Here is a 24,890-nt window from a genome sequence, read left to right on the forward strand (position 1 = left end):
TATGACAGTGTGAGGGCGACACGCCCGAACTCCTTAAGGCCACCCCAGGTGATTTAATAAACAAGTTGCCTGTTTCGGGCTCGCAAATTGAATCAAAAAAAGCGAGCGCAGGACGAGCACCTTTCACCAGTGGAGTGCTCGCAGGCCTGCGCACTGATGTGGACCGCCATGGGAGGCTGTGCCTTCCGCGGTGTGGCTGCCGGTGCCCTGGAACAGGATGGTAAACAGTAAACGAATCGCTAGAAAGGGCGGACGGCAATGGCGGGACAGAAAATCCGCATCAGGCTTAAGTCCTATGACCATGAGGTCATCGACCAATCGGCGAAGAAGATCGTCGAAACGGTGACGAACGCGGGTGCCACGGTGGTGGGCCCGGTTCCGCTCCCGACCGAGAAGAACGTGTTCTGTGTCATTCGTTCTCCTCACAAGTACAAGGATTCGCGCGAGCATTTCGAGATGCGCACTCATAAGCGTCTTATCGACATCGTGGACCCCACCCCGAAGGCTGTGGACTCCCTGATGCACATTGATCTGCCCGCCGATGTGAACATCGAGATCAAGCTGTAAGGGAGGAGGGAACCGTCATGTCGTATCAAGGTAATCGCACCGCGCTGCTGGGCAAGAAGCTCGGCATGTCGCAGGTCTGGGACGAAAACGGCTTCTTCGTGCCCGTGACGCTCGTGGATGTGTCCACCAACGTGGTCACCGCCGTGAAGACCGAGGAGACCGACGGCTACAAGGCCGTCCAGCTCGGCTACGGTCAGATCGACCCGACGAAGGTCACCAAGCCGCTGGCTGGTCATTTCGCCAAGGCCGGTGTGACCCCGCGTCGTCACCTCGTTGAGGTGCGCACGGACAATGTGGACGAGTTCGAGCCCGGCCAGGAGCTGACCGCCGAGCTGTTCGCCGAAGGCGTGCAGGTCGACGTGACCGGCACCACCAAGGGCAAGGGCTTCGCCGGCACCATCAAGCGTTGGGGCTTCGCCTCCTACCGTCGTTCCCACGGCTCGCACAAGAACGAGCGTCGTCCGGGTTCGGTCGGTGCTTGCGCCACCCCGAGCCGCATTCTCAAGGGCAAGCGCATGGCCGGTCGTATGGGCCATGTGACCTCCACCGTGCAGAATCTCACCGTCGTCTCGTCGGATGTCGAGAACGGCATTCTCGCCATCAAGGGCGCCATCCCGGGCCCCAAGGGCAGCATCGTTCTCGTCCGTTCGGCAGTGAAGGGAGCCTGATAAATCATGGCAAACGTTACTCTGAACGTCACTGACGCCAAGGGCCAGGCCACCGGCACCGTCGAAGCGCCGGCCGAGCTGTTCGGCATCTCCAACGAGGAGATCATGGCCCACGTGCCGCTGGTGCACCAGGTCGTCGTCGCCCAGCTCGCCGCCGCCCGTCAGGGCACCCACGCCGTGAAGAACCGCGGCGCGGTCTCCGGCGGCGGCAAGAAGCCGTGGAAGCAGAAGGGCACCGGCCGCGCCCGTCAGGGCTCGATCCGCGCTCCGCAGTGGTACCACGGTGGCGTCGTCCACGGTCCGGTCCCGCGCAAGTATGACCAGCGCACCCCCAAGAAGATGAAGGCCGCCGCTCTGCGCTACGTGCTTTCCGATCGCGCGAACGCCGGCCGTGTTGCCGTCGTCGACTTCGGCATCGGCGAGACCCCGTCCACCAAGGCCGCGGTCGCCGCCCTGTCGCTGACCGAGAACAAGTTCACCACCGTCGTGCTCTCCCGCGACAACGTGAACGAGTGGCTCTCCGTCCGTAACATCCCCACCGTTCACCCGATCTTCGCCGATCAGCTGAACACGTACGATGTGGTCACCGCCCAGTACGTCGTCTTCTCGAAGGAAGGCTTCGAAGCGTTCCTCGAGGCGAAGGGCGAGTCCAAGGCTAAGGAGGCCTGATCACCATGGTCGCTATTCACAAGCCCGCCCACGACGTCATCCTCAAGCCCGTCGTCTCCGAGAAGAGCTATGCCCTGTCCGATCGCGGCCAGTACACCTTCGTGGTGGCCCCGAACGCGAACAAGGTGCAGATCAAGCAGGCTATCGAAGAGATCTTCAAGGTCAAGGTGACGAACGTCAACACCCTCAACCGCGCCGGCAAGCGTCAGCGCACCCGCACCGGTTTCGGCCAGCGCGTCAATGAGAAGCGCGCCGTCGTGACCGTGGCCGAGGGCCAGACGATCGACATCTTTGGTAACTGAAGGCTAGCCGACAAAGTCAAAGGAAGAACTACATTATGGCTATCCGCGTTTATAAGCCGACGACTGCGGGCCGCCGCAACGCTTCGGTCTCGGATTTCTCCGAGATCACGCGCTCGACGCCTGAGAAGTCGCTGGTTCGCAAGCTCAGCAAGACTGGCGGCCGCAACTCTTACGGCCGTATGACCTCCCGCCATCGCGGCGGCGGCCACAAGCGCCAGTACCGTCTCATCGACTTCCGTCGTTGGGACAAGGACGGCGTGCCGGCCAAGGTCGCCCACATCGAGTACGACCCGAACCGTTCCGCCCGCATCGCGCTGCTGCACTATGCCGACGGCGAGAAGCGCTACATCATCGCGCCGGAGGGCATCAAGCAGGGCGACGTCATCGAGACCGGCGCCCAGGCCGACATCAAGCCGGGCAACAACCTGCCGCTGCGCAACATCCCGACCGGTACCGTGGTGCACGCGATCGAGCTCCGCCCGCTGGGTGGCGCCAAGATCGCCCGCTCCGCCGGTGCCGCCGTCCAGCTCGTCGCCAAGGATGGCGCCTACGCCCAGCTGCGTATGCCGTCCGGCGAAATCCGTAACGTGGACGCCCGCTGCCGCGCCACCGTCGGTGAGGTCGGCAACTCCGACCACGCCAACATTCAGCTCGGCAAGGCCGGCCGCGCCCGCTGGATGGGCAAGCGCCCGATCACTCGTGGTGAGTCCATGAACCCGGTCGACCACCCGCACGGCGGTCGTACCCGCGGTGGTAAGCCGCCGGTTTCCCCGTGGGGCAAGGGCGAAGTTCGTACCCGTCGTCCGAAGAAGGCTTCGAACAAGATGATTGTTCGTCGTCGTCCGAATGGTAAGAACCGCAAGTAAGGGAGTGTCGAGAAGATGACTCGTAGCATCAAGAAGGGGCCCTTCGTCGACGCCCACCTGCAGAAGAAAGTCGACGAGCAGAACGAGAAGGGCACGCACAACGTCATCAAGACGTGGTCGCGCCGTTCGATGATCACCCCGGACTTCATCGGCCACACCTTCGCCGTGCATGACGGCCGCAAGCATGTGCCGGTGTTCGTCACTGAGGCGATGGTCGGTCACAAGCTCGGTGAGTTCGCCCCCACGAAGACCTTCAAGGGTCACGTGAAGGACGACAAGAAGGCCCGCCGCTAAAGGAGAGTAAAGACTTATGGAAGCTAAAGCAATCGCCCGTCACGTCCGCGTGACGCCGCGCAAGGCTCGCCGCATGGTCAACCTCATCCGAGGCAAGCAGGCGACCGAAGCCATCACCATCCTGAAGTTCGCCCCCCAGTCCGCCGCTCTGCCGGTGCTCAAGACGCTGGAGAGCGCCATCGCCAACGCTCGCGTGAAGGCCGACAAGGCCGGCGAGCCGTTCCGCGAGAACGATCTGGTCATCAAGGAGACCTACGTGGACGAAGGCGTGACGCTCAAGCGTTTCCGCGCCCGCGCCCAGGGTCGTGCCGCTCGTATCAACAAGCGCACGAGCCACATCACGGTCGTCGTCGCTAGCAAGGAAGGAGCCCGCTAAAGATGGGTCAGAAGATCAATCCCTTTGGCTATCGCCTGGGCATCACTGAGAACCATCGTTCGCGCTGGTTCTCCGACTCCAACAAGGTCGGCGAGCGCTACCGTGACTTCGTCCTCGAGGACGATCAGATCCGCAAAGCCATGAGCAAGGACCTCGAGCGTGCGGGCGTGTCCCGCATCGTCATCGAGCGCACCCGCGACCGTGTGCGTGTGGACATCCACACCGCCCGTCCGGGCATCGTGATCGGCCGTCGCGGCGCCGAGGCCGAGCGCGTGCGCGCCAAGCTCGAGAAGCTCACCGGCAAGCAGGTCCAGCTCAACATCTTCGAGGTGAAGAACGCTGCGCTGGACGCCCAGCTGGTGGCCCAGGGCATCGCCGAGCAGCTGAGCAACCGCGTGACCTTCCGTCGCGCGATGCGCAAGGCCCAGCAGGATGCGATGCGCGCCGGTGCCAAGGGCATCCGTATCAAGCTCTCCGGCCGCCTCGGCGGTGCGGAAATGAGCCGTTCCGAGTTCTACCGTGAGGGCCGCGTTCCGCTGCAGACCCTCCGCGCCCTGATCGATTACGGCTTCTTCGAGGCCAAGACCACCTACGGCCGCATCGGCGTGAAGGTGTGGATCTACAAGGGCGACATGACCGAGCGTGAGTTCGAAGAGCAGCAGGCGCAGCAGGGCAACAACCGCTCCGGCCGTCGCGGCGATCGCCGCCCGCGCCGTGGCAACCGTCCGGCCCAGCGTCAGAACGCCGCCGTCGAGGCCGCCCCCGCGGCTGAGGCTCCGGCCGCCGCCGAGGCACCTGCCGCAACGGAAACGAAGGAGTGAGCTGATGCTTATCCCGAAGAGGACCAAGTACCGCAAGCAGCACCGTCCTACCCGTAGTGGTATGTCCAAGGGCGGCAACGAGATCGCGTTCGGCGATTTCGGCATCCAGGCGCTGGCTCCGGCCTATGTGACCAACCGTCAGATCGAGGCCGCCCGTATCGCCATGACCCGTTACATCAAGCGTGGCGGTCGTGTGTGGATCACCGTGTTCCCGGATCGTCCGCTCACGAAGAAGCCGCTGGGCACCCGAATGGGTTCCGGTAAGGGTACGCCTGAGTTCTGGATCGCCAACATCCACCCCGGTCGCGTGATGTTCGAGATCGGTGGTGTCTCGGAGGAAGTCGCTCGCGAGGCCCTGCGCCGCGCCATCGACAAGCTCCCCATGAAGTGCCGTGTTATTGCTCGCGAAGGCGGTGACATCTGATGTCGGTCGGAACTGCAGACTACACCATCCAGAATCTCAATGAGAAGACCAATGCCGAGATCGAGGGCTTCCTGAAGAAGTCCAAGGAAGAGCTGTTCAACCTGCGCTTCCAGTCGGCCACCGGTCAGCTCGAGAACACCGCCCGCCTCAAGGCGGTCAAGCACGACATCGCCAGGATGTACACCGTCCTGCGCGAGCGTGAGCTCGGCATCAGCCAGGCGCCCGAGGCGACCGAAACGAAGACTGAGGAGAAGTAAGCATGGCTGAAGAGCGCAACTTCCGCAAGGTTCGTCGCGGTTACGTCGTGTCCGACGCGATGGACAAGACGATCACCGTCGAGCTCGAGCAGCGTTCGACCCACCCGCTGTACGGCAAGGTCGTCCGCTCCACCCGCAAGGTCAAGGCCCATGATGAACACGGCGAAGCCCACGTTGGCGACCTCGTGAGTATTATGGAGACTCGGCCCCTGAGCAAGACCAAGCGTTGGCGTCTCGTCTCGATCATCGAGCGCGCCAAGTAAATAAGTTCGGCAAGGCTCCGCGAGTCACCCCGCCCGCTTTTCGCGAGCGGGCGGGGTGCTCGGGGAGAACCAGCTCGGCTAAGGAGAATCAATGATTCAGCAGGAAACGCGGCTTCATGTCGCCGACAACACGGGTGCCAAGGAACTCTTGGCCATCCGAGTGCTCGGCGGATCGAAGCGACGCTATGCCGGCATCGGCGACGTGATCGTCGCCTCCGTCAAGGACGCGATCCCTGGCGGGTCGGTCAAGAAGGGCGACGTGGTCAAGGCCGTCGTCGTCCGTACCGTCAAGGAGCATCGCCGTGTCGATGGCTCCTACATCAAGTTCGACGAGAACGCCGCCGTCATTCTCGGCTCCGGCCGTGAACCGAAGGGCACTCGTATCTTCGGACCGGTCGGTCGTGAGCTGCGCGACAAGCGCTTCATGAAGATCGTGTCCCTCGCCCCGGAGGTGATCTGAGCATGGTAGCCAAGATCAAGACCGGCGACCTGGTCAAGGTCATCCGCGGCAAGGACCGCGGCAAGGAAGGCACCGTCACCCGCGTGCTGCCCAACGACCGCCTGATCGTCGAAGGCGTGCAGATTGTCAAGAAGCACGTTCGCGCCACCCAGCAGGGTCAGCAGTCCGGCATCGTCTCCGTCGAGGCCCCGATCCATCGCTCCAACGTGATGCTGATCGACCCGGAGACCAAGCAGCCGACCCGCGTGGGCGTGATCGTGAAGGAAGAGGCTCGCGACGGCAAGGTCAAGACCGTGCGCGTGCGTGTTGCCAAGAAGTCCGGAAAGGAGCTGGCATGACCGATACCACTATCGAAGCGCCGGCCACCCCGCGCTTGAAGCAGCAGTACAAGGACCAGATCGTGCCGGAGCTCGAGAAGGAGTTCAAGTACTCCAACCCGATGCAGGTGGCGCGTATCGAGAAGGTCGTCGTCTCCATGGGCGTCGGCGCCGCGGCTCGCGACTCCAAGCTCATCGAAGGCGCGGTCAAGGACCTCACCCTGATCACCGGCCAGAAGCCGAAGATCACCAAGGCCAAGAAGTCCGTCGCGCAGTTCCACCTGCGTGAGGGTCAGGCCATCGGTGCCTATGTGACGCTCCGCGGCGATCGCATGTGGGAGTTCCTCGACCGTCTGCTGACCCTGGCCCTGCCGCGCATCCGCGATTTCCGCGGCATCAACGGCAACCAGTTCGACGGCAACGGCAACTACAACTTCGGCCTCACGGAGCAGTCCATGTTCCACGAGATTGATCCGGATGCGATCGATCACCAGCGTGGTATGGACATCACCGTGGTGACCAGCACCAAGGACGACACCGAGGCCCGCGCGCTGCTCAAGCACCTGGGCTTCCCCTTCAAGGAGAACTGATATGGCAAAAACCGCTCTGAAGAACAAGGCGGCCGCCAAGCCGAAGTTCAAGGTGCGCGCGTACACGCGCTGCCAGGTGTGCGGTCGTCCCCACTCCGTCTACCGCAAGTTCGGCCTGTGCCGCGTCTGCCTTCGTGAGAAGGCCCACCGTGGCGAGCTGCCCGGAATTACGAAGTCCAGTTGGTAAACATCGACGCTGAAGGTCCGCGGCCCGAATCCCCGGCATGGGGCAAGGGCGGCGGAAACCACGGCGAGAAAGGGCGCTAGCCCACATGACAATGACAGATCCGATCGCAGACATGCTTACGCGTCTGCGTAATGCGAGCGCGGCGAAGCACGAGACCGTGGATATGCCGTACTCGAAGTTCAAGGCGAACATCGCCGAGATCCTCAAGCGTGAAGGTTTCATCCAGGACTTCACCGCCAAGGAGGCCCGCGTCGGCCAGACTCTTGAGATCACGCTCAAGTACGGTCCGAACGGTGAGCGCTCGATCCAGGGCATCAAGCGTATCTCGAAGCCCGGCCTGCGTCGTTACGCGAAGTCCGACGCGCTGCCCATGCCGTTGGGCGGCCTCGGCATCGCGATCATCTCGACGAGCTCGGGACTGCTGACCCAGAAGGAATGCCTCGACCGGGGCATCGGCGGCGAGATCGTCGCCTATGTGTGGTGAGAAAGGAGAGCTGACACATGGCATCGCATATTGGTAAGCTCCCCGTCGCCATCCCGGCCGGCGTGGAAGTCACTATCGACGGTCAGAACTTCTCGGCCAAGGGCCCGAAGGGTTCCGACTCCTACGTTATCCCGCAGGGCATCTCCGCCGCCGTCGAAGGCAACGAGATCGTCCTCACCCCGGCTGATGACACCCGTCCGACCCGCGCCATGCATGGCCTGAGCCGTTCGATCATCGCCGGTATGGTCAAGGGTGTGCACGAAGGCTACGCCAAGACCCTGGAGATCATCGGCACCGGTTACCGTGCCGCGATGAAGGGCAAGGGCATCGAGTTCTCGCTCGGCTATTCGCACACCATCACCGTCGAACCGCCGGAAGGCATCGAGTTCGAGCTGCCGAACCCCAACCAGGTGATCGTCAAGGGCACCGACAAGCAGGCTGTGGGTCAGGTGGCCGCGAACATCCGTAAGCTGCGCGCTCCGGAACCCTACAAGGGCAAGGGCATCAAGTACGCCGACGAGCGTATCCTGCGCAAGGCTGGAAAGGCTGGTAAGTGATATGACCGTGCAGATTATCGGTAAGGGCAAGAAGGTCGCTCGTCTGCGCCGTCACGCCCGTCTTCGCAAGCGCATCACCGGCACCCCGGAGCGTCCGCGTCTGGTGGTCACCCGCTCGAACCGCCACATGGTCGCCCAGGTCGTCGACGACACCAAGGGCATCACCCTGGTCAGCGCTTCGACGATCGCCGACCTGGCCGATTTCCAGGGCACCAAGGTCGAGGCCGCCAAGCAGGTTGGCGCGCTCGTCGCCAAGAAGGCCCAGGACGCCGGCATCACCAAGGTGGTGTTCGATCGTGGTGGCAACAAGTATCATGGCCGCGTCGCAGCTGTTGCTGAAGGCGCCCGCGAGGGAGGTCTGGAGCTGTGAGCGACAACGAGAAGGAAACCCAAGTGGCTGAAGAAACTCAGAACACTCAGGCGCCCGCCGAGGAGCGCAACGACGATCGTCGTTCGCGTCGTGGCCAGCGTGGTGAGGGTCGCCGTGGTGAGCGCCGCAACCGTCGCGAGGAGAACCGCGGCGACGAGCTGCTCGACCGCGTGGTGACCATCAACCGCGTCTCCAAGACCCACAAGGGTGGCCGTACGTTCAGCTTCGCCGCCCTCGTGGTGGTTGGCGACGGCAACGGCACCGTCGGTGTCGGCTACGGCAAGTCCCGTGAGGTTCCGGCCGCTATCGCCAAGGGCCAGCTGGACGCCAAGAAGCACATGTTCACCGTGCCGCGCGTGCGTGGCACCGTCGTCCACCCGGTGATCGGCCATGACGCCGCGGGCACCGTCCTGCTGCGTCCGGCCGCCCCCGGTACCGGCGTTATCGCTGGCGGCGCTGTCCGCGCCGTCATGGAGTGCGCCGGCATCACCGACGTGTTGACCAAGTCGATGGGTTCCGCCACCGCGGTCAACGTCGTGCGTGCCACCGTGGACGCCCTGAAGCAGCTCGAAGAGCCGGAGGAGATCGCGGCCCGCCGTGGTCTGGCCCTCAACGAGGTCGCTCCGGATGCGCTGCTGCGCTCCCGCGCCCAGGGCATCGCCGAGGACCGCAAGGCCCGTGAAGAGGCTCAGGCCGCCAACGCTAAGGATGGTGAGTGATGGCTAAGAACTTGAAGATCACTCTGGTGCGCAGCACCATCGGTTCCAAGCCGGCCCATCGCGCCACCGTCCAGACCCTCGGCCTGCGTAAGATCGGCCAGAGCGTGGTCCGTGAGGACAACCCGGGCAACCGTGGTCTGGTCAACGCGGTGCGCCATCTGGTGACCGTCGAGGAGGTTGACTGATTATGGCTACTGAGAACACCGAGATCCTGCAGATGCATGACCTCAAGCCGGCTCCGGGTGCCAAGAAGGACCGCATCCGCGTCGGCCGTGGTGAAGGCTCCAAGGGTAAGACCTCGGGCCGTGGCGACAAGGGCACCAAGAAGCGCTACCAGGTTCGTCCTGGCTTCGAGGGTGGCCAGCTGCCGCTGTACATGCGCCTGCCGAAGCTTCGCGGCTTCAAGAGCCCCTTCAAGAAGGAGTTCCAGGTCGTGAACATCGCCGCTCTGAACGAGCTGTATCCCAACGGCGGCGAGATCACCGCCGAGGATCTGGCCGTCAAGGGCGCCGTGCGCAAGGGCTACCCGGTCAAGGTCCTGGGCGACGGCGAGGCTGCCGCGGCCTTCACCCTCAAGGGCGTGAAGGTCTCCGCCTCCGCCAAGGCCAAGATCGAGGCCGCCGGTGGCTCCGTCTCCGAGGACTGAACCTTCGGGGAATGAAGCCGATGGCTTGATATGACGTGACCCTCCCCGCATGACGCGGGGAGGGTCACGTTGTGTTCAGTGGACCGGCGCAGGCCCGGCAAAAGTCGAACACGGCCGGAACGGATGTCTGGTCGGTAGATACTCTGCGCTAGACTCGACCGTTAGAGTCTGTTTTGCATGCGTGCGTGCGGCGCACGACAAGGGAAGGAATCCAAGGTGAGGACGTTAATCCAGGCCTTTCGAACGAAGGAATTGAGGAACAAGATTCTCTTCGTTCTCGGTATGATTATCATCTACCGCATCGGCTCGTTCATCCCGCTTCCGGGTGTGGACTACACCGTGGTGCAGCAGTGCGCCAACGATATGACGAACAATCAGGAGAACTTCATCGGCCTGGTGAACCTGTTCTCCGGCGGCGCCATGCTGCAGCTGTCGATCTTCGCGTTGGGCGTCATGCCGTACATCACCGCGTCGATCGTCATCCAGCTGCTGCGAGTGGTGATCCCGCGGTTCGAGGCCCTGCACAAGGAGGGGCAGTCCGGCGAGGCCAAACTCACCCAGTACACCCGTTATCTGACCATCGGCCTGGCCGTCCTGCAGTCCACCACCATCGTGGTGACCGCCAACTCCGGTGCGCTGTTCAACAACCAGTGCTCGGACGTGATCCCGAACGACACCCCGTGGTCGCTGATCGTCATGGTGCTCGTGCTCACGGGCGGCACCGGCCTGATCATGTGGATGGCCGAGCTCATCACCGAGAAGGGCATCGGCCAGGGCATGTCCGTGCTCATCTTCATGTCCATCTGCTCCGGCTTCCTGCCGCAGCTGTGGGAGATCGGCTGGGGCACCAACGGCACCGACGGCGATTGGCTCAAGTTCGGCATCGTCGTGGGCGTGCTGCTCGTCATCCTGGTCTTCGTCGTCTTCGTCGAGCTCTCCCAGCGCCGCATCCCGGTGCAGTACACGCGCCGCATGATCGGCCGTAAGATGTACGGCGGATCGTCCACCTACCTGCCGCTGAAGATCAACATGTCGGGCGTGATCCCGCCGATCTTCGCCTCGTCGATCCTGGCCATCCCGACGCTGATCGCGCAGTTCGCCTCGGACACCGACTGGGCCCAGTGGATCAACGACAACCTGGCCGACACCACGTCGGTGTGGTACATCGCGCTGTACGCGCTCATGATCGTGTTCTTCTGCTTCTTCTACACCTCGATCACGTTCAACCCGGACGAGACCGCGGACAATATGAAGCAGTACGGTGGCTTCATCCCCGGCATCCGCGCCGGCAACGCTACCAGCCGCTACCTGAGCTATGTCATGAACCGCCTGAACACGGTGGGCGCCGTCTACCTGCTGTTCGTGGCGCTGATCCCGACCGTGCTCATCATGGCCCTGGACCTGAACACCCAGCTGCCGTTCGGCGGCACCACCATCCTGATCATCGCGGGCGTCGGCCTGGACTCCCTGCGTCAGGCCAAGGCTCAGACCGAACAGTTCCAGTACGCCGGCTTCCTGTTCGAGGACACCGACCACGTCGAGGGCAAGTAACCAGGCCGCCCGCAACCGCAACAACCAAGGAGATATACAACCAATGCGACTGCTGATCATGGGACCGCAGGGCGTGGGCAAGGGCACCCAGGCCGCGCTGCTGAGCGAACACTACGGCATCCCGGCCATCTCGACCGGCGACATCTTCCGCTACAACCTCAAGAACCAGACCGAGCTCGGCAAGGAGGCCCAGGCCTATATGGACCGCGGCGAGCTAGTGCCGGACGAGCTGACCAACAAGATCGTCAAGGATCGTCTGGCCATGGACGACGCCAAGAACGGCTGGATTCTGGACGGCTACCCGCGCAACGCTGCCCAGGTGCAGGCCCTGGACGAGATGCTGGCCGATCTGGGCACCCCGCTGGACAACGCCGTGGCGCTGGAGGCTGCCCGCGACGTGCTGCTGGAGCGCATGGCCAAGCGCGCCGCCGAGCAGGGCCGTTCCGACGACACCCCGGAGGCCATCGCCAAGCGTCTGGAGACCTACGAACGCGAGACCGCGCCGTTGCTGGACATCTACGAGAACCGCGGCATGCTGGTCGTGGTCAACGGCGTCGGCGAGATCGCCGAAATCAACGCCCGCATCATCGAACAGCTCGGCGAGTGAAACGCTAGCTTGCCGGCATAGGCATCAGGAGGGAGTGGCACGACACGCCGTGTGTCGCACCACTCCCTTTTGCTGTATTATTGCAAGTTGGTGTGTCTTCGGATGCACTGCAAGTAATCAGCCAAGGAACGGAACGAGGCTCATGGCAAAAGACGGTGTGATCGAAGTCGAAGGTCGGGTGGTGGAAGCCCTCCCGAACGCGATGTTCCGCGTCGAGCTTGAGAACAAGCACGTCGTGCTGGCCACCATCTCCGGCAAGATGCGCAAAAACTATATCCGCATCCTGCCCCAGGATCGCGTGGTGCTCGAGATGAGCCCCTACGATCTGAACCGAGGCCGTATTACGTACCGTTACAAGTAAGGTACAAGCAAAGGAAAACCATGAAGGTCAGCCCTAGTGTGAAGAGGATCTGCGAGAACTGCCGCGTGATCCGTCGTCACGGCCGCGTCATGGTGATCTGCATCAACCCGCGCCACAAGCAGCGTCAGGGCTGAGTCGCAGATTCCAGCGGCATAACAGTAGAGGCGCTGAGTCACAGCGAACAGCTGAACCCCGGGTACGCAGGCCCGGGCCGGGAAACCGGACGACTCGGCGCAAGACCTGCGGAACATGAGAAGGAATCGCAATGGCACGTCTTGCCGGAGTCGACATCCCCAATGAGAAGCGCATTGAGATCGCCCTCACCTACATCTTCGGTGTGGGTCGCACTCGTGCGAAGGAAACGCTTGCCGCGACCGGTATCAATCCGGACACCCGCGTCAAGGATCTGACGGATGAGCAGCTGATCACGCTGCGTGACTATCTTGAAGGCAACTACAAGATCGAAGGCGATCTGCGTCGTGAGATCGACGCGGACATCCGTCGCAAGATCCAGATCAACTGCTACCAAGGCCAGCGTCACCGTAAGGGACTTCCCGTGCGCGGTCAGCGCACCAAGACCAACGCCCGTACCCGCAAGGGCCCGAAGCGCACGGTTGCCGGAAAGAAGAAGGCCACCAAGTAATCGGTGGCAGGTTCTAGGCCACGGGGCGCAGGCTCCATCGCCTGGAACGGACAAAACAATTCGTTATTAGGAAACGAGGGTCAATGGCAGCGAACAAGCAAGCTGCGCGCAAGCCGCGTCGCCGGGACCGCAAGTCGGTGCCGGTCGGGCAGGCGCACATCAAGTCCACTTTCAACAACACCATCATCTCGATCACCGACCCGTCCGGCGCTGTGCTGTCCTGGGCGTCCGGTGGCGATGTCGGCTTCAAGGGCTCCCGCAAGTCCACGCCGTACGCCGCTGGTATGGCCGCTGAATCCGCCGCCCGCAAGGCGATGGAGCACGGCCTGAAGAAGGTCGACGTGTTCGTCAAGGGCCCGGGTTCCGGTCGTGAGACCGCCATCCGTTCCCTGCAGTCCGCCGGACTCGAGGTCGGTTCCATCACCGACGTCACCCCGCAAGCGCATAACGGCGTTCGTCCTCCGAAGCGCCGCCGCGTCTGAGCACTACCACCAACCATCCATCCAACCCGCTTTGGCTGGCGAGTGCACCACCGGCCGAAAGCTGAAAGGATACCACAGTGCTTATCGCACAGCGTCCGACACTTACCGAGGAATCCCTCAACCCCCAGCGCTCCCGCTTCACCATCGAGCCGCTTGAACCGGGCTTCGGCTATACGCTTGGCAACTCGCTGCGCCGTACGCTCCTGAGCTCGATTCCGGGTGCGGCTGTGACGTCGGTGCGTATCTCCGGTGCCCTGCACGAGTTCACCACTCTGCCGGGTGTTGAGGAGGATGTCACCGAGATCCTGCTGAACATCAAGGGCATCGTACTCACCAGCGAGTACGACGAGCCGGTTGTCATGTACCTGCGCAAGAGCGGCGAGGGCGAGGCGACCGCGGGCGACATCACCCCGCCGGCCGGTGTGACCATCGCCAACCCGGACAAGCACATCGCCACCCTGGCCGAGGACGGCGAGCTCGAGATTGAGTTCACCGTGGAGCGCGGCCGCGGCTATGTGCCTGCGCAGATGAACAAGCAGGAGAACGACGAGATCGGCCGCATCCCGGTCGACTCGATCTACTCCCCGGTGCTCAAGGTGAGCTACAAGGTCGAGGCCACCCGTGTGGAACAGCGCACGGACTTCGACAAGCTCATTCTGGACGTGGAGACCAAGCCCGCCATCTCGCCGCGCGACGCGGTGGCTTCCGCCGGTTCCACACTGGTCGAGCTGTTCGGCCTGTGCCGCGAACTCAATGTCCAGGCGGAAGGCGTCGAAGTCGGTCCGGCCCCTGTGGTCGAGGAGACCAACCCCGAGATGGCCGTGCCGATCGAGGATCTGAACCTGACCCAGCGCAGCTACAACTGCCTGAAGCGTGAGGGTATCCACACCATCGGCGAGCTCGTCTCCCACACTGAGCAGGACCTGCTCGACATCCGCAATTTCGGCATGAAGTCAATCGACGAGGTCAAAGAGAAGCTGCAGTCCCTGGGGCTGTCGCTCAAGGCCTCGCCGCTGGGCTTCGACGCCAACAACCTTGAAGGTGGCACGTTCTTCTCGCCCGACGACGAGTGAACCCACACCTTTGACCAACCGCTTCGGAGTCCGGATGTTCGGGCAGATGCCCACCTGGGCTCCGGGGCAATAAGGAGTAACTAACTATGCCTACCCCGAAGAAGGGCCCGCGCCTGGCGTCCAGCCCCGCGCATGAGCGCCTGATGCTCGCGAACATGGCCACCAGCCTGTTCCAGTACGGCCGCATCACCACCACCCTGCAGCGTGCCAAGCGTCTGCGCCCGCTCGCCGAGCGTCTGATTACGTTCGCCAAGCGTGGCGACCTGCACTCCCGTCGTCGCGTGATGCGCGTCATCCGCAACAAGTCGGTCGTGCACGTGCTGTTCACCCAGATCGCCGAGCAGATGGAGCAGCGTGAGGGCGGCTACACCCGCATCATCAAGATCGCTCCGCGCAAGGGAGACGCTTCGCCGGCCGCCATCATCGAGCTGGTCACCGAGCCGGTGAGCCCGAAGAAGGCCGTGGTGAAGGAAGCCGAGGCCGCTGCCAAGGTCGCCGCCGAGGAGGAGACCCCGGTTGTGTCCGAGGAAACCACCGAGGCTCCGGCCGAGCAGGCCGCTGAGACCCCGGCTGAGGAGACCGCCGAGGCCGAGAAGGCCGAGTGAGCATAGGCCGATAGGCCGATCAGGTCGGGAACCAAGCGGTTCCCGACCTTTTTCGTATCATGGAGACCGATACCGGTACCGGCCTCCTGCCGGACCCTGATACATTGCGACTGTGATCTATGTCGTCGAAACGTTGATATTTCAAGGGTTTATCGTGATGGTTCACGGTCACGATGCATCACGGTCCGGAAATGGTCCGGAAGCCGAATCAGATAGCGCGAAGGGACGGATATGGTGAGATTGCGCCTGGACCTGGGCTATGATGGCGGGGCGTTCTACGGCTGGGCCAGGCAGCCACAGCTTCGCACCGTGCAGGGCGAGCTGGAGCAGGCGCTGCACACGGTTCTGCGTGTGCCGGCTGACGATCCGGACGAACCGCTGCGCCTGACCGTGGCCGGCCGCACCGACACCGGCGTGCACGCGCTGCACCAGGTCTGCCATCTGGACCTGGGGGAGCCGACCCTGGAACGTTGCGTGGGCCATATGGGCGTCCCTGCGCCGGAGGCGTTGTTCCGGCGACTGTCCCGCATGGTGCCGGATGATATCGCCATCCACGCGGTGAGCGTGGCGCCGGAGGGGTTCGACGCCCGGTTCTCGGCGTTGGAGCGCACGTATGTGTACCGCATCTGCGACGATGCGCGTCCGGTGGATCCCCGGATGCGCGGCTTTGTGCTGGCCCTCGACGACCGGCTGGACTTGGACGCGATGAACGCGGCGGCGGCGATGACGATCGGACTGCACGATTTCGGCTCGTTCGCAACCCCCAATCCGGGCGGCACCACGATCCGCGAGGTCAAGCAGGCCTACTGGTCGCGCATCCCCAAGTCGCCCCTGGTGCCGGATCGCCCTGACTGCGTCGCGGCCGCGGATGATGCGGCGCATGGCCGGCACGGAACGTCCGGCGGATACACCGTCCCTTTGGCTGAGTCCGGACTGGTGTGCTTCACGATCGTGGCCGATGCGTTCGCCCGCAACATGGTGCGTTCCCTGGTCAACGCCTGCGTGAAGGTGGGACAGGGCAGGAAGGATCTCGACTGGTTCGCGGAAAAAATGGCGACCCCGCTGCGTGAGGGGTCGACCGGTCCGATCGCGCCGCAGGGCCTGACTCTGGAACACGTGGCGTATCCCGCCGACGACCAGCTGGCCGCGCGCGCTGAGGCGATCCGCGCCAAGCGGACGCTGTAAGGCGTGACATGGTTGTGACTCCGTAACGGAGGTTCAGATGCGAAAAAGCCCTTACCGAGGATTCTCGGTAAGGGCGATGGCGGATGAGGCGAGATTCGAACTCGCGGAGGGGGTTGCCCTCACACGCTTTCGAGGCGTGCTCCTTAGACCGCTCGGACACTCATCCGGATGCTGCATCAAGCAACTTGTCTATTATGCCATAGCCTCGCGACGCGTCAAATCGGCGTGGCGCATGACCGGACCGCGTCTGTCCGGAGAGATGCGGTCCGACGGTTCAGGGGAGGGAACACCGGGACATATGACCGGACTGCGTCACCCGGCGTTGTGATCGGTTGTGGCTTCGGCATCGAACAGCGCCTCATCAATCATGGGGTACCCCAGCCGGAACGCCTGCAGCGCATGGTTCGCGGCCTGCACGGCGTAGGCACGCCACGCCTCGTCGGTCGGCGTCGGTTCGGTCTGGCTGTTCTGGTCGGTGCGGGTGTCATGGGCGGCGGCTGCGAGCGAGCGGGCGCAGTCCATCAGCACGACGGCCGTCGTCGGCGCGCTCAGTCCGGTGGCGGCATCCGTCATCCGGCCGGGATGGTCGAGCAGCGGGGTCGGATCGTACACACCCTGCCGGGCATCGTCCTGCCCCAGCGACGCCAGCATCTGCGCGGCGGCCTTGCACCGGTCGCTCTGGTTCAATGTGGCGCCGGCGACCTGCCGTGCCGCCAGCACCTCGAACGCGAATCCCGCAGTATCCTCCGCGTCCGCGGCAGCGGCCGTGTCGACCAGATCGTCGAGCGCGGAGCGGTGACGGTCGATATCCAGGGAGGTTACGCCGGCCTCATCCCATCCCGCATCGTCCTGGGTAAGGCCGAAGTATGCGGCCATCGTGTCGGCTCGGGCCGCGGATTGCGCTGCGCGCATAACGCCCTCGCCGAATCGCGCCGGACAGAAGACCGCCGCATCCAACCAGGAATCCCGGGCGGTTCGGGCCGCGTCATACCGCATCGGCATCGGCAACGGGGAACGCATCGTCTCCTCGGCATCCATGGCGGTATACAAGGCCTGTTCGCATGCGCTGGGCTCGTATTCGGACTCGGCCCGGCCTTGGATGCGCGGCATCGTGCAGGCACCCGCCGTCAGGGTCAGCGCCAGCACAGCCGCAGCCGAAGCCCAGCGGCGGATGTGCGTGAAGACCCGATGATTCTCGGCGCATAGTGTCTGCATAAACCACTAGACTAACGTTTGACTGTGACCAGTGGGCCAAGCGCTCGGATAATAACTTCATAGGAGGTCTTGAAGATGGAACTGGACCTGAATGCCATGCATCGGCTCGCCGCCGAACAGGGCATTGACGCTGAAACGTTGGACAACGCACTGACCGAGGCGCTGCGGCTCGCATATATGAAAACCCCGCATGCCGCCAAGCATGCGCGCATCGAACTGGACGACCGCGCCGGCACCTTCACCGTGTGGGCGCAGGACGAGATTCCCGTGGAACCCACCGAGGACGATCCGCACCCCGCCCCGAAGCTGGGCGAGGAGTACGACGATACCCCGCACGACTTCGGACGTTTGGCCGCGGCCACCGCTCGTCAGGTGATCTCCCAGCTGTTCCGCAAGGCCGAGGACGACAAGATCTTCGGCGCGTTCTCCGGACAGCGCGGCAAGCTGATCACCGGCGTGGTGCAGCAGGACGCCAAGGACACCGCGAACGTGCATATCGCGGTGGGTGATGTGGAGGCCATCCTGCCGCGCCGCGAGCAGGTGCCCGGGGAGCGTTACCGCCACGGCGAGCGTCTGCGCGTGTACGTGGTCAACGTGGCGCGCGGGCTGAAGGGACCGGAGATCATCGTCTCCCGCTCCCACCCGGAGCTGGTGCGCCGCCTGTTCGAACGCGAGGTGCCGGAGCTCAACTCCGGAGCCGTGTCGATCATGGCGATCGCCCGTGAGGCGGGCGCCCGCACGAAGATCGCGGTGCGCGCCAACACCGAGGGCGTCAATCCCAAGGGGGCGCTGATCGGCCCCGGCGGCGCCCGTGTGCGCGCCGTCATGGAGAACCTCGGCCCGGAGAAGATCGACATCGTGGACTGGTCGAACGACCCGGCCAAGTTCGTGGCCGCGGCGCTGTCCCCGGCGGTCGCCACCGGCGTCAAGGTCATCAGCGAGAAGAACAAGACCGCCATCGCGTTCATCCACGACGACCAGCTCTCGCTGGCCATCGGCAAGGAGGGGCAGAACGCGCGTCTGGCCGCTAAGCTCACCGGTTGGAAGATCGGCATCGAATCCGCCGAGGCCCATCAGGGCGCACCGGCGGAACACGAATCCTGACCCGGGATTCCCCGCGCTCGCCACGCCCGGATTTTCCACAGTTACGAGTATGCTTGGGCTGCGGTAATCCGGGCGTTGAACTGCGGTTCGGCGAGCGGTACGAAAACGAGGTATAACGACCATGGTTGCACGATGAGACAGGGTAAGCTCGCCGTCATCGAAGCGTGACCGCCGGCATACGCGCGGTCGCAGAATAGGAGAATTGAGTGCCGAAAGCACGCGTGTATGATTTGGCCAAGGAACTTGGCGTCGACAGCAAGACCGTCCTTGAGAAGCTCAAGGAGATGGGTGAATTCGTCAAGTCCGCATCATCGACCGTGGAGCCGCCGGTCGTCCGTCGTCTGAAGGCGGCGTTCCCCAAGGACGGCGGCGCACCCCAGCAGAATTCCGGCGCCCCGGAGCATAAGAAGCCCACGGCCCCGAAGCCGGCCGCGGCCAAACCCATGCCTGCCGCCAAGCCTATGCCGGCGGCCAAGCCCGCGGCCCCCGCTGCCCATGCGGAGAAGCCGCATACGGCCCCGAAGCCGGCCGCGCCCGGCCCGAAGCCCGCTCCCGCCGCCAAACAGTCCGGCGAGTCGGGGCATCACGGTCCGGCCCCGAAGCCCGGCCAGCGCCAGGGCGGGCATCAGCAGTCCCGCCAGCAGAACAACGGTCGTCCCTCCGCGCAGGGCAACCGCCAGCAGTCGCAGGACGGCGCCCGCCAGAGCGGTCCCCGTCCCGGCAACAATCCGTTCAGCCGCAAGCAGGGGATGCATACCCCCACGCCGAGCGACATCCCGCGTCCTCATCCGATGGCTCGCCCGACCGTCGAGAACGGCCGTGGCGGCCGCGGCAATGGCCGTCCGGGTCAGGGCGGCGGCCGTGGAGGCTTCCGTGGCCGTCCGGGCCAGGGCTCGCAGGCCAAGCCTGGGCAGTGGGGTCAGCATCGTCCCGGTCAGGGCGGTGCCGGCAACCGTCCGGCCGGCGGCAACCGTTTCGGCGGCAATACGGCCGGTGGCCATCAGGGCAGTGCTCCGAACAACGGTCCCGCACGCGGCGGCGGTCGCGGTCGCGGTGGCGCGGCCGGCGCATTCGGCCGTCAGGGCGGCAAGTCCTCGAAGGCGCGTAAGAACAGGCTCGCGAAACGCCAGGAGTTCCAGGAGCTGAAGGCCCCGACCATCGGCGGCGTGCGCATCCCCGCCGGCAACGGCCAGACCATCCGTCTGCGCCAGGGTGCCTCGCTGGCCGACCTGGCCGAGAAGATCAACGTCAACCCGGCCGCGCTGGTCACCGTACTGTTCCATCTCGGCGAGATGGCCACGGCCACGCAGTCCCTGGACGAGTCGACGTTCCAGATCCTCGGCGAGGAGATCGGCTGGAACATCAAGATCGTGTCTGCCGAGGAGGAGGACAAGGAGCTGCTGCAGCAGTTCGACATCGACCTGGACGAGGAGGAGCTGCAGGAGGACGAGGATCTGAAGCCGCGTCCGCCGGTGGTCACCGTCATGGGCCATGTCGATCACGGCAAGACCCGACTGCTCGACACCATCCGCCGCACCAACGTCATCGCGGGCGAGGCCGGCGGCATCACCCAGCGCATCGGCGCCTACCAGGTCACCGTGTCGTTGGAGGGCGAGCAGCGCAAGATCACGTTCCTCGACACCCCTGGCCACGAGGCGTTCACCGCCATGCGTGCCCGCGGCGCCGAGCTGACCGACGTGGCGATTCTGGTGGTCGCCGCCGACGACGGCGTCATGCCGCAGACCGTCGAGGCCATCAACCACGCCCAGGCGGCACATGTGCCGATCGTCGTGGCCGTGAACAAGATCGATGTGCCCGGCGCGAACCCGGAGAAGGTCCGCGGCCAGCTCACCGAGTTCGGCCTGGTGCCGGAGGAGTACGGCGGCGACACGATGTTCGTCGACATCTCCGCCAAGCAGGGCACGAATGTGGACAAGCTGCTGGAGGCCGTGCTGCTGACGGCCGACGCCGAGCTCGACCTGCGCGCCAACCCCGACATGGACGCCCGCGGCGCCACCGTCGAGGCCCGACTGGACAAGGGCCGCGGCGCCGTGGCCACCGTACTGGTGCAGCAGGGCACCCTGCACGTCGGCGACGCCATCGTGGCCGGCACCTCGTACGGCCGCGTCCGCGCGATGCTCGACGAGAACGGCAACCAGATGAAGGAGGCTGTGCCTTCCACCCCGGTGCAGGTGCTCGGTCTGACCTCGGTGCCGACCGCCGGCGACCTGTTCCTGGTGGCCCCGGACGACCGTACCGCCCGTCAGATCGCCGAGAAGCGCCAGGCCACCGAGCGCGCCGCGCAGCTGGCCAAGCGCCGCAAGATCGTCTCGCTTGAGAGCCTCAAGGAGCAGTTCGCCAAGTCCGAGGTGGATATGCTCAACATCGTCATCAAGGGCGATTCGTCTGGCTCGGTCGAGGCGCTTGAGGATTCGCTGATGAAGATCGAGGTCTCCGACGAGGTCGGGATCCAGGTCATCCACCGCGGCGTCGGCGCGATCACGCAGAACGACGTCAACCTGGCCACGGTCGACAAGGCCGTCATCATCGGCTTCAACGTGCGCCCGAACCGTCAGGTGGCGGAGCTCGCCGAGCGCGAAGGCGTGGAGATCAAGTACTACTCGATCATCTACAAGGCCATCGAGGACATCGAGGCGTCGCTCAAGGGCATGCTCAAGCCCGAGTACGAGGAGGTCGTCACCTCCCACTCGGAGATCCGCGAGATCTTCCGCTCCTCCAAGTTCGGCAACATCGCCGGCGTCATGGTGCAGGACGGCGAGGTCAAGCGCGGTACCAAGTGCCGTATCCTGCGCAACGGCGTGGCCACGGTCAACGACCTGGAGATCTCCTCGCTGCGCCGGTTCAAGGACGACGTCACCTCCGTCAAGGAAGGCTACGAGGCGGGTATCAACCTCGGCTCCTTCAATGACATCGAGATCGGCGACATCATCGAGACCTTCGAGATGCAGGAGGTCGAACGCAAGTAGCCGTTCGCACCGCCGTGCACATGACGGGCGCCCGCAGGCCGGTTTCCGGTGGCGGGCGCCCGTCGCGTTTTCCCCGGTCGTGCGGGCCGCCGTCGGGCGGGTGCCAATGACCGTGGGATGTGCGACGATGGAACATCGGAACAAACGACCGGCCACGGGACGACGCCGGCCGGGCCGGATTGACGGACGAGAAACACGAGGAACATCATGCCTTCAGGAACCAACCCCCGCGCCGCACGCATCGCGGCGCTGATCCAGCGCGTCATCGCCTCCTCGATGGAGGCCCAGCTGCATGACAAGCGTCTGGCGAACGTGACGATCACCGAGGTCCGCGTGACCAACGATCTGCAGCTGGCCAAGGTCTACTGGACCCAGCTCGGCCACGCCGGCAAGGAACAGGGCGAGCGCAAACGCGCCCAGGAGGCGCTGAACCAGGCCAAGGGCCGCCTGCGCTCGCTGGTCGGCACCAAGGCCGGCCTGCGTCTGACCCCGCAGCTGCAGTTCATCTTCGACGAAGTGCCGGGCGAGGCCCACGAGATCGAGGACATCCTGGCTATGGCCCGCAAGCGCGACGAGGAGCTGGCCAAGGCCCGCGAGACCGCCCAGTACGCCGGCGACGCCGACCCGTACAAGCATCCGGAAACCCGTGACGAGGATTCGGACCTGGACGATGAATCCGACTGGGACGATGAGTCCGACGACGACTGGGACAATCTGGACGACATCGATCTCGGCGGCGCGTCCGACGGCTCGGATACGGACGAGGCGTGACCTTGACGGATTCCGGCCTGCTGATCGTCGACAAGCCACAGGGCGTCACCAGCCATGACATCGTGGCCGCCGTGCGCGGTGCCCTGCATATGAAGCGCGTCGGCCACGCCGGCACGCTCGATCCGATGGCCACCGGCGTGCTCGTCGTCGGGTTCGGCAACGCCACGCGGCTGCTGAACGTCATCGTCGACCATGACAAGACCTACGAGGCCACCATCCGGCTCGGACAGGGCACCACCACCGATGACGCCGAGGGCGCGATTATATCAACTCACCCGGTGCCGGCCATGTCCCGAGCCGAGCTGCAGACGATAATCGACGCGCGATTCACCGGAACGATCGACCAGGTGCCGAACACATACTCGGCCATCAAGGTCAACGGACAACGCGCCTATGATCTGGCCCGCGAAGGTCAGGACGTGCAACTCAAGGCGCGACCGGTCACCATCCACGAGTTCACGGTGCTCGACGTGCGCCCGATCCGGGTCTCGGACGCAACCGGTGTGCGATCAGTCGATTCGCCGCAGGAACGTATGCCGGAAGACGCCGACCCTCATGGCGGCGCGATACCGGCGCTGGACGTGGATGTGCGCGTCACCTGCTCGGCCGGCACCTACATCCGCGCCCTTGCCCGCGATCTGGGCGTCTCGCTGGGAGTCGGCGGGCATCTGACCCGTCTGCGCCGCATCCGCGTGGGACGGTATCGCATCGATGATCCCCGCACGGTGACGGCACACAGCGAGCGGCGCACGTTCACCAATCGTGACGGCGAGACCGTGACCCGCAACCGCGCCGTGCTCGACGCGTCCGGGGACGATCTGGCTGTTCGCGCGCTATCGATGGTCGAGGCCGCCTCTGCCGCGATGCCGGTTGCGGCCATATCCGAAACGCAGGCCGCCGACCTGCGGTTCGGACGCCGCATCCGCATCACCGAGGAAACGCCACGCGGCGGACGGCTGGCCGCGGTGATGCCGGAACGTCATGACCTCGTGGCCATTGTGGAGCCGTGCGGCCGCGGCATGGTCAAACCCGTCACCGTATTCCCGGTAGAGTAGAGAGCCGGGCCGAACCCGCGCTCAAGGAACGAAGGACGATTATGGACATCATGACGCTGATCCCCGATGACAACGGACAGGTCGACTGGCCCGCGCTCAGCCCCGACCGCAAGGCGGTGGTGACCGTCGGCGTGTTCGACGGCATGCATCAGGGGCATTGCGCGGTGATCGGCAAGGTGGTGGAACTGGCGCGGCGAACCGATTCATTCTCCGTGGTGGTGCTGTTTGACCCGCGCCCTGGACTGGTGCATCGGTACGCGGCCGAACACGGTGGCGCGCAGCTGCCGGCGGACGCCGTGGACGTGGACGCGTTGACCGGAGCGGATCAGCGGCTGCGCATCATGCGGGATCTGGGGGTGGATGTGGTGCTGCTGGTCCGGTACTCATTGGCGTTCGCGGCGAAATCCTACCGGTTCTTCCTGGGTCAGATGGTCGGCCGGTTGGGTATGCGCACGCTGGTGCTGGGCGCGGACGCCGCGATGGGCAACAACCGCGAGGGCACGATCAAGGCGATCAACACGTTGGCGCAGGCCACCGGCGTATTCGAGTTGGTTGTGGTGGATGATCGCGGGCCCGGCGAGGTGCGCATCCCGGCCGACGCGCGCCCCGAAGCGCCTACGGAACCGGGCGAGCCGAAGGATCCGACCGCCGGCATGACCAAGGCGCAGCTGCGCGCATGGAGCAAACGGCATCAGGGGCGCAGAACCCGCGCCTGGAGCTCCACGAATGTGCGGTATCTGCTCGGGCACGGGCGCATCAAGGACGCGAATGCAATCCTGGGACGTCCCCATGCCGTCGAGGGTGTGGTGGTGTACGGCGAGGAACGCGGTCGTACGCTCGGATTCCCGACCGCGAACCTGGGGGAGCGTCTGGACGGCTATCTGCCGGTGGATGGCGTGTATGCCGGATGGCTGGTCGATCTGGGACCTGGGGAATCCTTCGGATTGGCATCGGACCAGGCTGGCCCGGATGCCGCGGGCGCCGAGGAACCCGCGTCCAAGCTGCACCCGTATGACGACCGTGGCGCGAGCGCGCGAAGCGCCGCCGATTCCCCGTACCGTTGGCCTGCGGCGATCTCGATCGGCACCAAGCCGACGTTCAGCGAGCAGACCGGTCTGCATGAACGTGTGGCCGAGGCCTATGCGATCACCGAGGACGGTTCCTGGCTGGACCTGTACGGGCACCGCGTGCGCGTCGAATTCGCGGGGTTCCTGCACCCGATGGTCCGCTACGACGGCGTCGACCAACTGATCGAGGCGCTGAACTCCTACGTGGACCAGACCAAGCGGCTGACCTGCTGACACGGGGCGTGCGGTACCGATCCGCATAATCGGTTGACGTCGTCGACCGTACCGTACCAGTGTGGTACCGAACGCCTGCCTGCTTGATTCCCGCCTTCCGTACCGTACCATCG

General features: G+C 64.6%; 36 protein-coding genes and 1 tRNA gene. 35 read left to right on the forward strand and 2 right to left on the reverse strand.

Annotated elements, in window-relative coordinates:
- The first annotated feature begins 258 nt into the window (after positions 1–258).
- The 30 genes from rpsJ to B4C31_RS07710 all read left to right on the forward strand — a co-directional run bounded on the left by rpsJ (position 259) and on the right by B4C31_RS07710 (position 16,344).
- Positions 259–567, forward strand: coding sequence for a 30S ribosomal protein S10 (rpsJ, locus tag B4C31_RS07565; protein ID WP_003827292.1), 309 nt, complete (start codon positions 259–261; stop codon positions 565–567).
- Between the two features lie 17 nt (positions 568–584).
- On the forward strand, positions 585–1,235 hold the full coding sequence (rplC, locus tag B4C31_RS07570) for a 50S ribosomal protein L3 (protein ID WP_033505260.1): 651 nt from the start codon (positions 585–587) through the stop codon (positions 1,233–1,235).
- A gap of 6 nt (positions 1,236–1,241) precedes the next feature.
- On the forward strand, positions 1,242–1,904 hold the full coding sequence (rplD, locus tag B4C31_RS07575) for a 50S ribosomal protein L4 (RefSeq protein ID WP_043169965.1): 663 nt from the start codon (positions 1,242–1,244) through the stop codon (positions 1,902–1,904).
- Between the two features lie 5 nt (positions 1,905–1,909).
- On the forward strand, positions 1,910–2,206 hold the full coding sequence (rplW, locus tag B4C31_RS07580) for a 50S ribosomal protein L23 (RefSeq protein ID WP_033505255.1): 297 nt from the start codon (positions 1,910–1,912) through the stop codon (positions 2,204–2,206).
- Between the two features lie 35 nt (positions 2,207–2,241).
- The gene (gene rplB / locus B4C31_RS07585) at positions 2,242–3,072 is read left to right on the forward strand and encodes a 50S ribosomal protein L2 (RefSeq protein ID WP_033505254.1); all 831 of its coding nucleotides are present in this window, start codon (positions 2,242–2,244) and stop codon (positions 3,070–3,072) included.
- A gap of 15 nt (positions 3,073–3,087) precedes the next feature.
- Complete coding sequence (gene rpsS, locus B4C31_RS07590; protein ID WP_015450968.1) at positions 3,088–3,366, forward strand: 30S ribosomal protein S19; 279 nt, start codon at positions 3,088–3,090, stop codon at positions 3,364–3,366.
- A gap of 16 nt (positions 3,367–3,382) precedes the next feature.
- A complete protein-coding gene (gene rplV, locus B4C31_RS07595; RefSeq protein WP_033505252.1) occupies positions 3,383–3,742 on the forward strand; it encodes a 50S ribosomal protein L22 in 360 nt (119 codons plus the stop codon).
- A gap of 2 nt (positions 3,743–3,744) precedes the next feature.
- Positions 3,745–4,563 carry a 30S ribosomal protein S3 gene (rpsC, locus tag B4C31_RS07600; protein ID WP_033505251.1) on the forward strand — a complete coding sequence of 273 codons (819 nt, stop codon included), beginning with the start codon at positions 3,745–3,747 and terminating at the stop codon, positions 4,561–4,563.
- A 4-nt stretch (positions 4,564–4,567) separates the two neighbouring features.
- A complete protein-coding gene (rplP, locus tag B4C31_RS07605; protein ID WP_033505249.1) occupies positions 4,568–4,987 on the forward strand; it encodes a 50S ribosomal protein L16 in 420 nt (139 codons plus the stop codon).
- Positions 4,987–5,244, forward strand: a complete 258-nt coding sequence (gene rpmC / locus B4C31_RS07610; RefSeq protein ID WP_033505247.1) for a 50S ribosomal protein L29 — start codon at positions 4,987–4,989, stop codon at positions 5,242–5,244. The genes rplP and rpmC overlap by 1 nt, the downstream gene beginning before the upstream one ends.
- Positions 5,245–5,246: 2 nt before the next feature.
- Positions 5,247–5,507 (forward strand): 30S ribosomal protein S17, encoded by a 261-nt coding sequence (gene rpsQ, locus B4C31_RS07615; protein WP_033505245.1) that lies wholly within the window; start codon positions 5,247–5,249, stop codon positions 5,505–5,507.
- A 91-nt stretch (positions 5,508–5,598) separates the two neighbouring features.
- Positions 5,599–5,967 carry a 50S ribosomal protein L14 gene (gene rplN / locus B4C31_RS07620; protein WP_003808038.1) on the forward strand — a complete coding sequence of 123 codons (369 nt, stop codon included), beginning with the start codon at positions 5,599–5,601 and terminating at the stop codon, positions 5,965–5,967.
- 2 nt (positions 5,968–5,969) lie between these two features.
- A complete protein-coding gene (gene rplX / locus B4C31_RS07625) occupies positions 5,970–6,305 on the forward strand; it encodes a 50S ribosomal protein L24 (protein ID WP_033505243.1) in 336 nt (111 codons plus the stop codon).
- Positions 6,302–6,874, forward strand: a complete 573-nt coding sequence (rplE, locus tag B4C31_RS07630) for a 50S ribosomal protein L5 (protein WP_033508357.1) — start codon at positions 6,302–6,304, stop codon at positions 6,872–6,874. Before rplX ends, rplE begins: the two co-directional genes overlap by 4 nt.
- A gap of 1 nt (position 6,875) precedes the next feature.
- Positions 6,876–7,061, forward strand: coding sequence for a type Z 30S ribosomal protein S14 (locus B4C31_RS07635; RefSeq protein ID WP_291531987.1), 186 nt, complete (start codon positions 6,876–6,878; stop codon positions 7,059–7,061).
- Positions 7,062–7,146: 85 nt separating this feature from the next.
- Positions 7,147–7,545 (forward strand): 30S ribosomal protein S8, encoded by a 399-nt coding sequence (rpsH, locus tag B4C31_RS07640; RefSeq protein WP_033505239.1) that lies wholly within the window; start codon positions 7,147–7,149, stop codon positions 7,543–7,545.
- Positions 7,546–7,562: 17 nt separating this feature from the next.
- The gene (gene rplF / locus B4C31_RS07645) at positions 7,563–8,102 is read left to right on the forward strand and encodes a 50S ribosomal protein L6 (protein WP_033505237.1); all 540 of its coding nucleotides are present in this window, start codon (positions 7,563–7,565) and stop codon (positions 8,100–8,102) included.
- A gap of 1 nt (position 8,103) precedes the next feature.
- Complete coding sequence (rplR, locus tag B4C31_RS07650) at positions 8,104–8,472, forward strand: 50S ribosomal protein L18 (RefSeq protein ID WP_033505235.1); 369 nt, start codon at positions 8,104–8,106, stop codon at positions 8,470–8,472.
- Entirely contained in the window at positions 8,469–9,191 is a 723-nt protein-coding gene (gene rpsE, locus B4C31_RS07655) for a 30S ribosomal protein S5 (RefSeq protein ID WP_291531988.1), read from the forward strand. The genes rplR and rpsE overlap by 4 nt, the downstream gene beginning before the upstream one ends.
- The gene (gene rpmD, locus B4C31_RS07660; protein ID WP_291531989.1) at positions 9,191–9,376 is read left to right on the forward strand and encodes a 50S ribosomal protein L30; all 186 of its coding nucleotides are present in this window, start codon (positions 9,191–9,193) and stop codon (positions 9,374–9,376) included. The genes rpsE and rpmD overlap by 1 nt, the downstream gene beginning before the upstream one ends.
- Before the next feature lie 2 nt (positions 9,377–9,378).
- Positions 9,379–9,837: a 50S ribosomal protein L15 gene (gene rplO / locus B4C31_RS07665; protein WP_291531990.1), complete on the forward strand. Its 459-nt coding sequence runs from the start codon at positions 9,379–9,381 to the stop codon at positions 9,835–9,837.
- A 216-nt stretch (positions 9,838–10,053) separates the two neighbouring features.
- The gene (secY, locus tag B4C31_RS07670) at positions 10,054–11,388 is read left to right on the forward strand and encodes a preprotein translocase subunit SecY (RefSeq protein WP_291531991.1); all 1,335 of its coding nucleotides are present in this window, start codon (positions 10,054–10,056) and stop codon (positions 11,386–11,388) included.
- Between the two features lie 43 nt (positions 11,389–11,431).
- Positions 11,432–11,995 (forward strand): adenylate kinase, encoded by a 564-nt coding sequence (locus tag B4C31_RS07675; protein WP_033505225.1) that lies wholly within the window; start codon positions 11,432–11,434, stop codon positions 11,993–11,995.
- A gap of 142 nt (positions 11,996–12,137) precedes the next feature.
- Positions 12,138–12,356, forward strand: coding sequence for a translation initiation factor IF-1 (gene infA, locus B4C31_RS07680; protein WP_033505224.1), 219 nt, complete (start codon positions 12,138–12,140; stop codon positions 12,354–12,356).
- A 20-nt stretch (positions 12,357–12,376) separates the two neighbouring features.
- Positions 12,377–12,490, forward strand: coding sequence for a 50S ribosomal protein L36 (rpmJ, locus tag B4C31_RS07685; protein ID WP_003842636.1), 114 nt, complete (start codon positions 12,377–12,379; stop codon positions 12,488–12,490).
- Between the two features lie 131 nt (positions 12,491–12,621).
- On the forward strand, positions 12,622–12,999 hold the full coding sequence (rpsM, locus tag B4C31_RS07690) for a 30S ribosomal protein S13 (protein WP_026641530.1): 378 nt from the start codon (positions 12,622–12,624) through the stop codon (positions 12,997–12,999).
- Between the two features lie 83 nt (positions 13,000–13,082).
- Positions 13,083–13,481 (forward strand): 30S ribosomal protein S11, encoded by a 399-nt coding sequence (gene rpsK / locus B4C31_RS07695; RefSeq protein ID WP_033505222.1) that lies wholly within the window; start codon positions 13,083–13,085, stop codon positions 13,479–13,481.
- Between the two features lie 77 nt (positions 13,482–13,558).
- Entirely contained in the window at positions 13,559–14,554 is a 996-nt protein-coding gene (locus tag B4C31_RS07700; RefSeq protein WP_288296127.1) for a DNA-directed RNA polymerase subunit alpha, read from the forward strand.
- A gap of 86 nt (positions 14,555–14,640) precedes the next feature.
- On the forward strand, positions 14,641–15,159 hold the full coding sequence (rplQ, locus tag B4C31_RS07705) for a 50S ribosomal protein L17 (RefSeq protein ID WP_291531992.1): 519 nt from the start codon (positions 14,641–14,643) through the stop codon (positions 15,157–15,159).
- 231 nt (positions 15,160–15,390) lie between these two features.
- Positions 15,391–16,344, forward strand: coding sequence for a tRNA pseudouridine synthase A (locus B4C31_RS07710; RefSeq protein ID WP_291531993.1), 954 nt, complete (start codon positions 15,391–15,393; stop codon positions 16,342–16,344).
- A 77-nt stretch (positions 16,345–16,421) separates the two neighbouring features.
- On the opposite strand, the gene B4C31_RS07715 is transcribed toward B4C31_RS07710, so the two are convergent.
- Both B4C31_RS07715 and B4C31_RS07720 read right to left on the reverse strand, forming a co-directional pair.
- Positions 16,422–16,510, reverse strand: a tRNA-Ser gene (locus B4C31_RS07715).
- A gap of 146 nt (positions 16,511–16,656) precedes the next feature.
- Positions 16,657–17,559 (reverse strand): hypothetical protein, encoded by a 903-nt coding sequence (locus B4C31_RS07720; RefSeq protein ID WP_291531994.1) that lies wholly within the window; start codon positions 17,557–17,559, stop codon positions 16,657–16,659.
- Positions 17,560–17,634: 75 nt separating this feature from the next.
- Between B4C31_RS07720 and nusA the strand changes: the two genes are divergently transcribed.
- The 5 genes from nusA (at position 17,635) to B4C31_RS07745 (ending at position 24,777) form a co-directional block, all read left to right on the forward strand.
- Positions 17,635–18,663 carry a transcription termination factor NusA gene (nusA, locus tag B4C31_RS07725; RefSeq protein WP_291531995.1) on the forward strand — a complete coding sequence of 343 codons (1,029 nt, stop codon included), beginning with the start codon at positions 17,635–17,637 and terminating at the stop codon, positions 18,661–18,663.
- Between the two features lie 206 nt (positions 18,664–18,869).
- Complete coding sequence (gene infB, locus B4C31_RS07730; RefSeq protein WP_291531996.1) at positions 18,870–21,650, forward strand: translation initiation factor IF-2; 2,781 nt, start codon at positions 18,870–18,872, stop codon at positions 21,648–21,650.
- 207 nt (positions 21,651–21,857) lie between these two features.
- A complete protein-coding gene (gene rbfA, locus B4C31_RS07735) occupies positions 21,858–22,421 on the forward strand; it encodes a 30S ribosome-binding factor RbfA (RefSeq protein ID WP_291531997.1) in 564 nt (187 codons plus the stop codon).
- Entirely contained in the window at positions 22,418–23,476 is a 1,059-nt protein-coding gene (gene truB, locus B4C31_RS07740; RefSeq protein ID WP_291531998.1) for a tRNA pseudouridine(55) synthase TruB, read from the forward strand. The genes rbfA and truB overlap by 4 nt, the downstream gene beginning before the upstream one ends.
- A 41-nt stretch (positions 23,477–23,517) precedes the next feature.
- On the forward strand, positions 23,518–24,777 hold the full coding sequence (locus tag B4C31_RS07745) for a riboflavin kinase (protein WP_291531999.1): 1,260 nt from the start codon (positions 23,518–23,520) through the stop codon (positions 24,775–24,777).
- The last annotated feature ends 113 nt before the right edge of the window (positions 24,778–24,890 follow it).

It is taken from the genome of Bifidobacterium sp. UBA4282 (assembly GCF_002394995.1).
GTDB lineage: Bacteria > Actinomycetota > Actinomycetes > Actinomycetales > Bifidobacteriaceae > Bifidobacterium > Bifidobacterium pullorum_B.

Coding starts and splice junctions, on each gene's coding strand:
- rpsJ (WP_003827292.1), top strand. CDS start 259: ATGGCGGGACAGAAAATCCGCATCAGGCTTAAGTCCTATGACCATGAG.
- rplC (WP_033505260.1), top strand. CDS start 585: ATGTCGTATCAAGGTAATCGCACCGCGCTGCTGGGCAAGAAGCTCGGC.
- rplD (WP_043169965.1), top strand. CDS start 1,242: ATGGCAAACGTTACTCTGAACGTCACTGACGCCAAGGGCCAGGCCACC.
- rplW (WP_033505255.1), top strand. CDS start 1,910: ATGGTCGCTATTCACAAGCCCGCCCACGACGTCATCCTCAAGCCCGTC.
- rplB (WP_033505254.1), top strand. CDS start 2,242: ATGGCTATCCGCGTTTATAAGCCGACGACTGCGGGCCGCCGCAACGCT.
- rpsS (WP_015450968.1), top strand. CDS start 3,088: ATGACTCGTAGCATCAAGAAGGGGCCCTTCGTCGACGCCCACCTGCAG.
- rplV (WP_033505252.1), top strand. CDS start 3,383: ATGGAAGCTAAAGCAATCGCCCGTCACGTCCGCGTGACGCCGCGCAAG.
- rpsC (WP_033505251.1), top strand. CDS start 3,745: ATGGGTCAGAAGATCAATCCCTTTGGCTATCGCCTGGGCATCACTGAG.
- rplP (WP_033505249.1), top strand. CDS start 4,568: ATGCTTATCCCGAAGAGGACCAAGTACCGCAAGCAGCACCGTCCTACC.
- rpmC (WP_033505247.1), top strand. CDS start 4,987: ATGTCGGTCGGAACTGCAGACTACACCATCCAGAATCTCAATGAGAAG.
- rpsQ (WP_033505245.1), top strand. CDS start 5,247: ATGGCTGAAGAGCGCAACTTCCGCAAGGTTCGTCGCGGTTACGTCGTG.
- rplN (WP_003808038.1), top strand. CDS start 5,599: ATGATTCAGCAGGAAACGCGGCTTCATGTCGCCGACAACACGGGTGCC.
- rplX (WP_033505243.1), top strand. CDS start 5,970: ATGGTAGCCAAGATCAAGACCGGCGACCTGGTCAAGGTCATCCGCGGC.
- rplE (WP_033508357.1), top strand. CDS start 6,302: ATGACCGATACCACTATCGAAGCGCCGGCCACCCCGCGCTTGAAGCAG.
- B4C31_RS07635 (WP_291531987.1), top strand. CDS start 6,876: ATGGCAAAAACCGCTCTGAAGAACAAGGCGGCCGCCAAGCCGAAGTTC.
- rpsH (WP_033505239.1), top strand. CDS start 7,147: ATGACAATGACAGATCCGATCGCAGACATGCTTACGCGTCTGCGTAAT.
- rplF (WP_033505237.1), top strand. CDS start 7,563: ATGGCATCGCATATTGGTAAGCTCCCCGTCGCCATCCCGGCCGGCGTG.
- rplR (WP_033505235.1), top strand. CDS start 8,104: ATGACCGTGCAGATTATCGGTAAGGGCAAGAAGGTCGCTCGTCTGCGC.
- rpmD (WP_291531989.1), top strand. CDS start 9,191: ATGGCTAAGAACTTGAAGATCACTCTGGTGCGCAGCACCATCGGTTCC.
- rplO (WP_291531990.1), top strand. CDS start 9,379: ATGGCTACTGAGAACACCGAGATCCTGCAGATGCATGACCTCAAGCCG.
- B4C31_RS07675 (WP_033505225.1), top strand. CDS start 11,432: ATGCGACTGCTGATCATGGGACCGCAGGGCGTGGGCAAGGGCACCCAG.
- infA (WP_033505224.1), top strand. CDS start 12,138: ATGGCAAAAGACGGTGTGATCGAAGTCGAAGGTCGGGTGGTGGAAGCC.
- rpmJ (WP_003842636.1), top strand. CDS start 12,377: ATGAAGGTCAGCCCTAGTGTGAAGAGGATCTGCGAGAACTGCCGCGTG.
- rpsM (WP_026641530.1), top strand. CDS start 12,622: ATGGCACGTCTTGCCGGAGTCGACATCCCCAATGAGAAGCGCATTGAG.
- rpsK (WP_033505222.1), top strand. CDS start 13,083: ATGGCAGCGAACAAGCAAGCTGCGCGCAAGCCGCGTCGCCGGGACCGC.
- rplQ (WP_291531992.1), top strand. CDS start 14,641: ATGCCTACCCCGAAGAAGGGCCCGCGCCTGGCGTCCAGCCCCGCGCAT.
- B4C31_RS07710 (WP_291531993.1), top strand. CDS start 15,391: ATGGTGAGATTGCGCCTGGACCTGGGCTATGATGGCGGGGCGTTCTAC.
- B4C31_RS07720 (WP_291531994.1), bottom strand. CDS start 17,559: ATGCAGACACTATGCGCCGAGAATCATCGGGTCTTCACGCACATCCGC.
- nusA (WP_291531995.1), top strand. CDS start 17,635: ATGGAACTGGACCTGAATGCCATGCATCGGCTCGCCGCCGAACAGGGC.
- rbfA (WP_291531997.1), top strand. CDS start 21,858: ATGCCTTCAGGAACCAACCCCCGCGCCGCACGCATCGCGGCGCTGATC.
- B4C31_RS07745 (WP_291531999.1), top strand. CDS start 23,518: ATGGACATCATGACGCTGATCCCCGATGACAACGGACAGGTCGACTGG.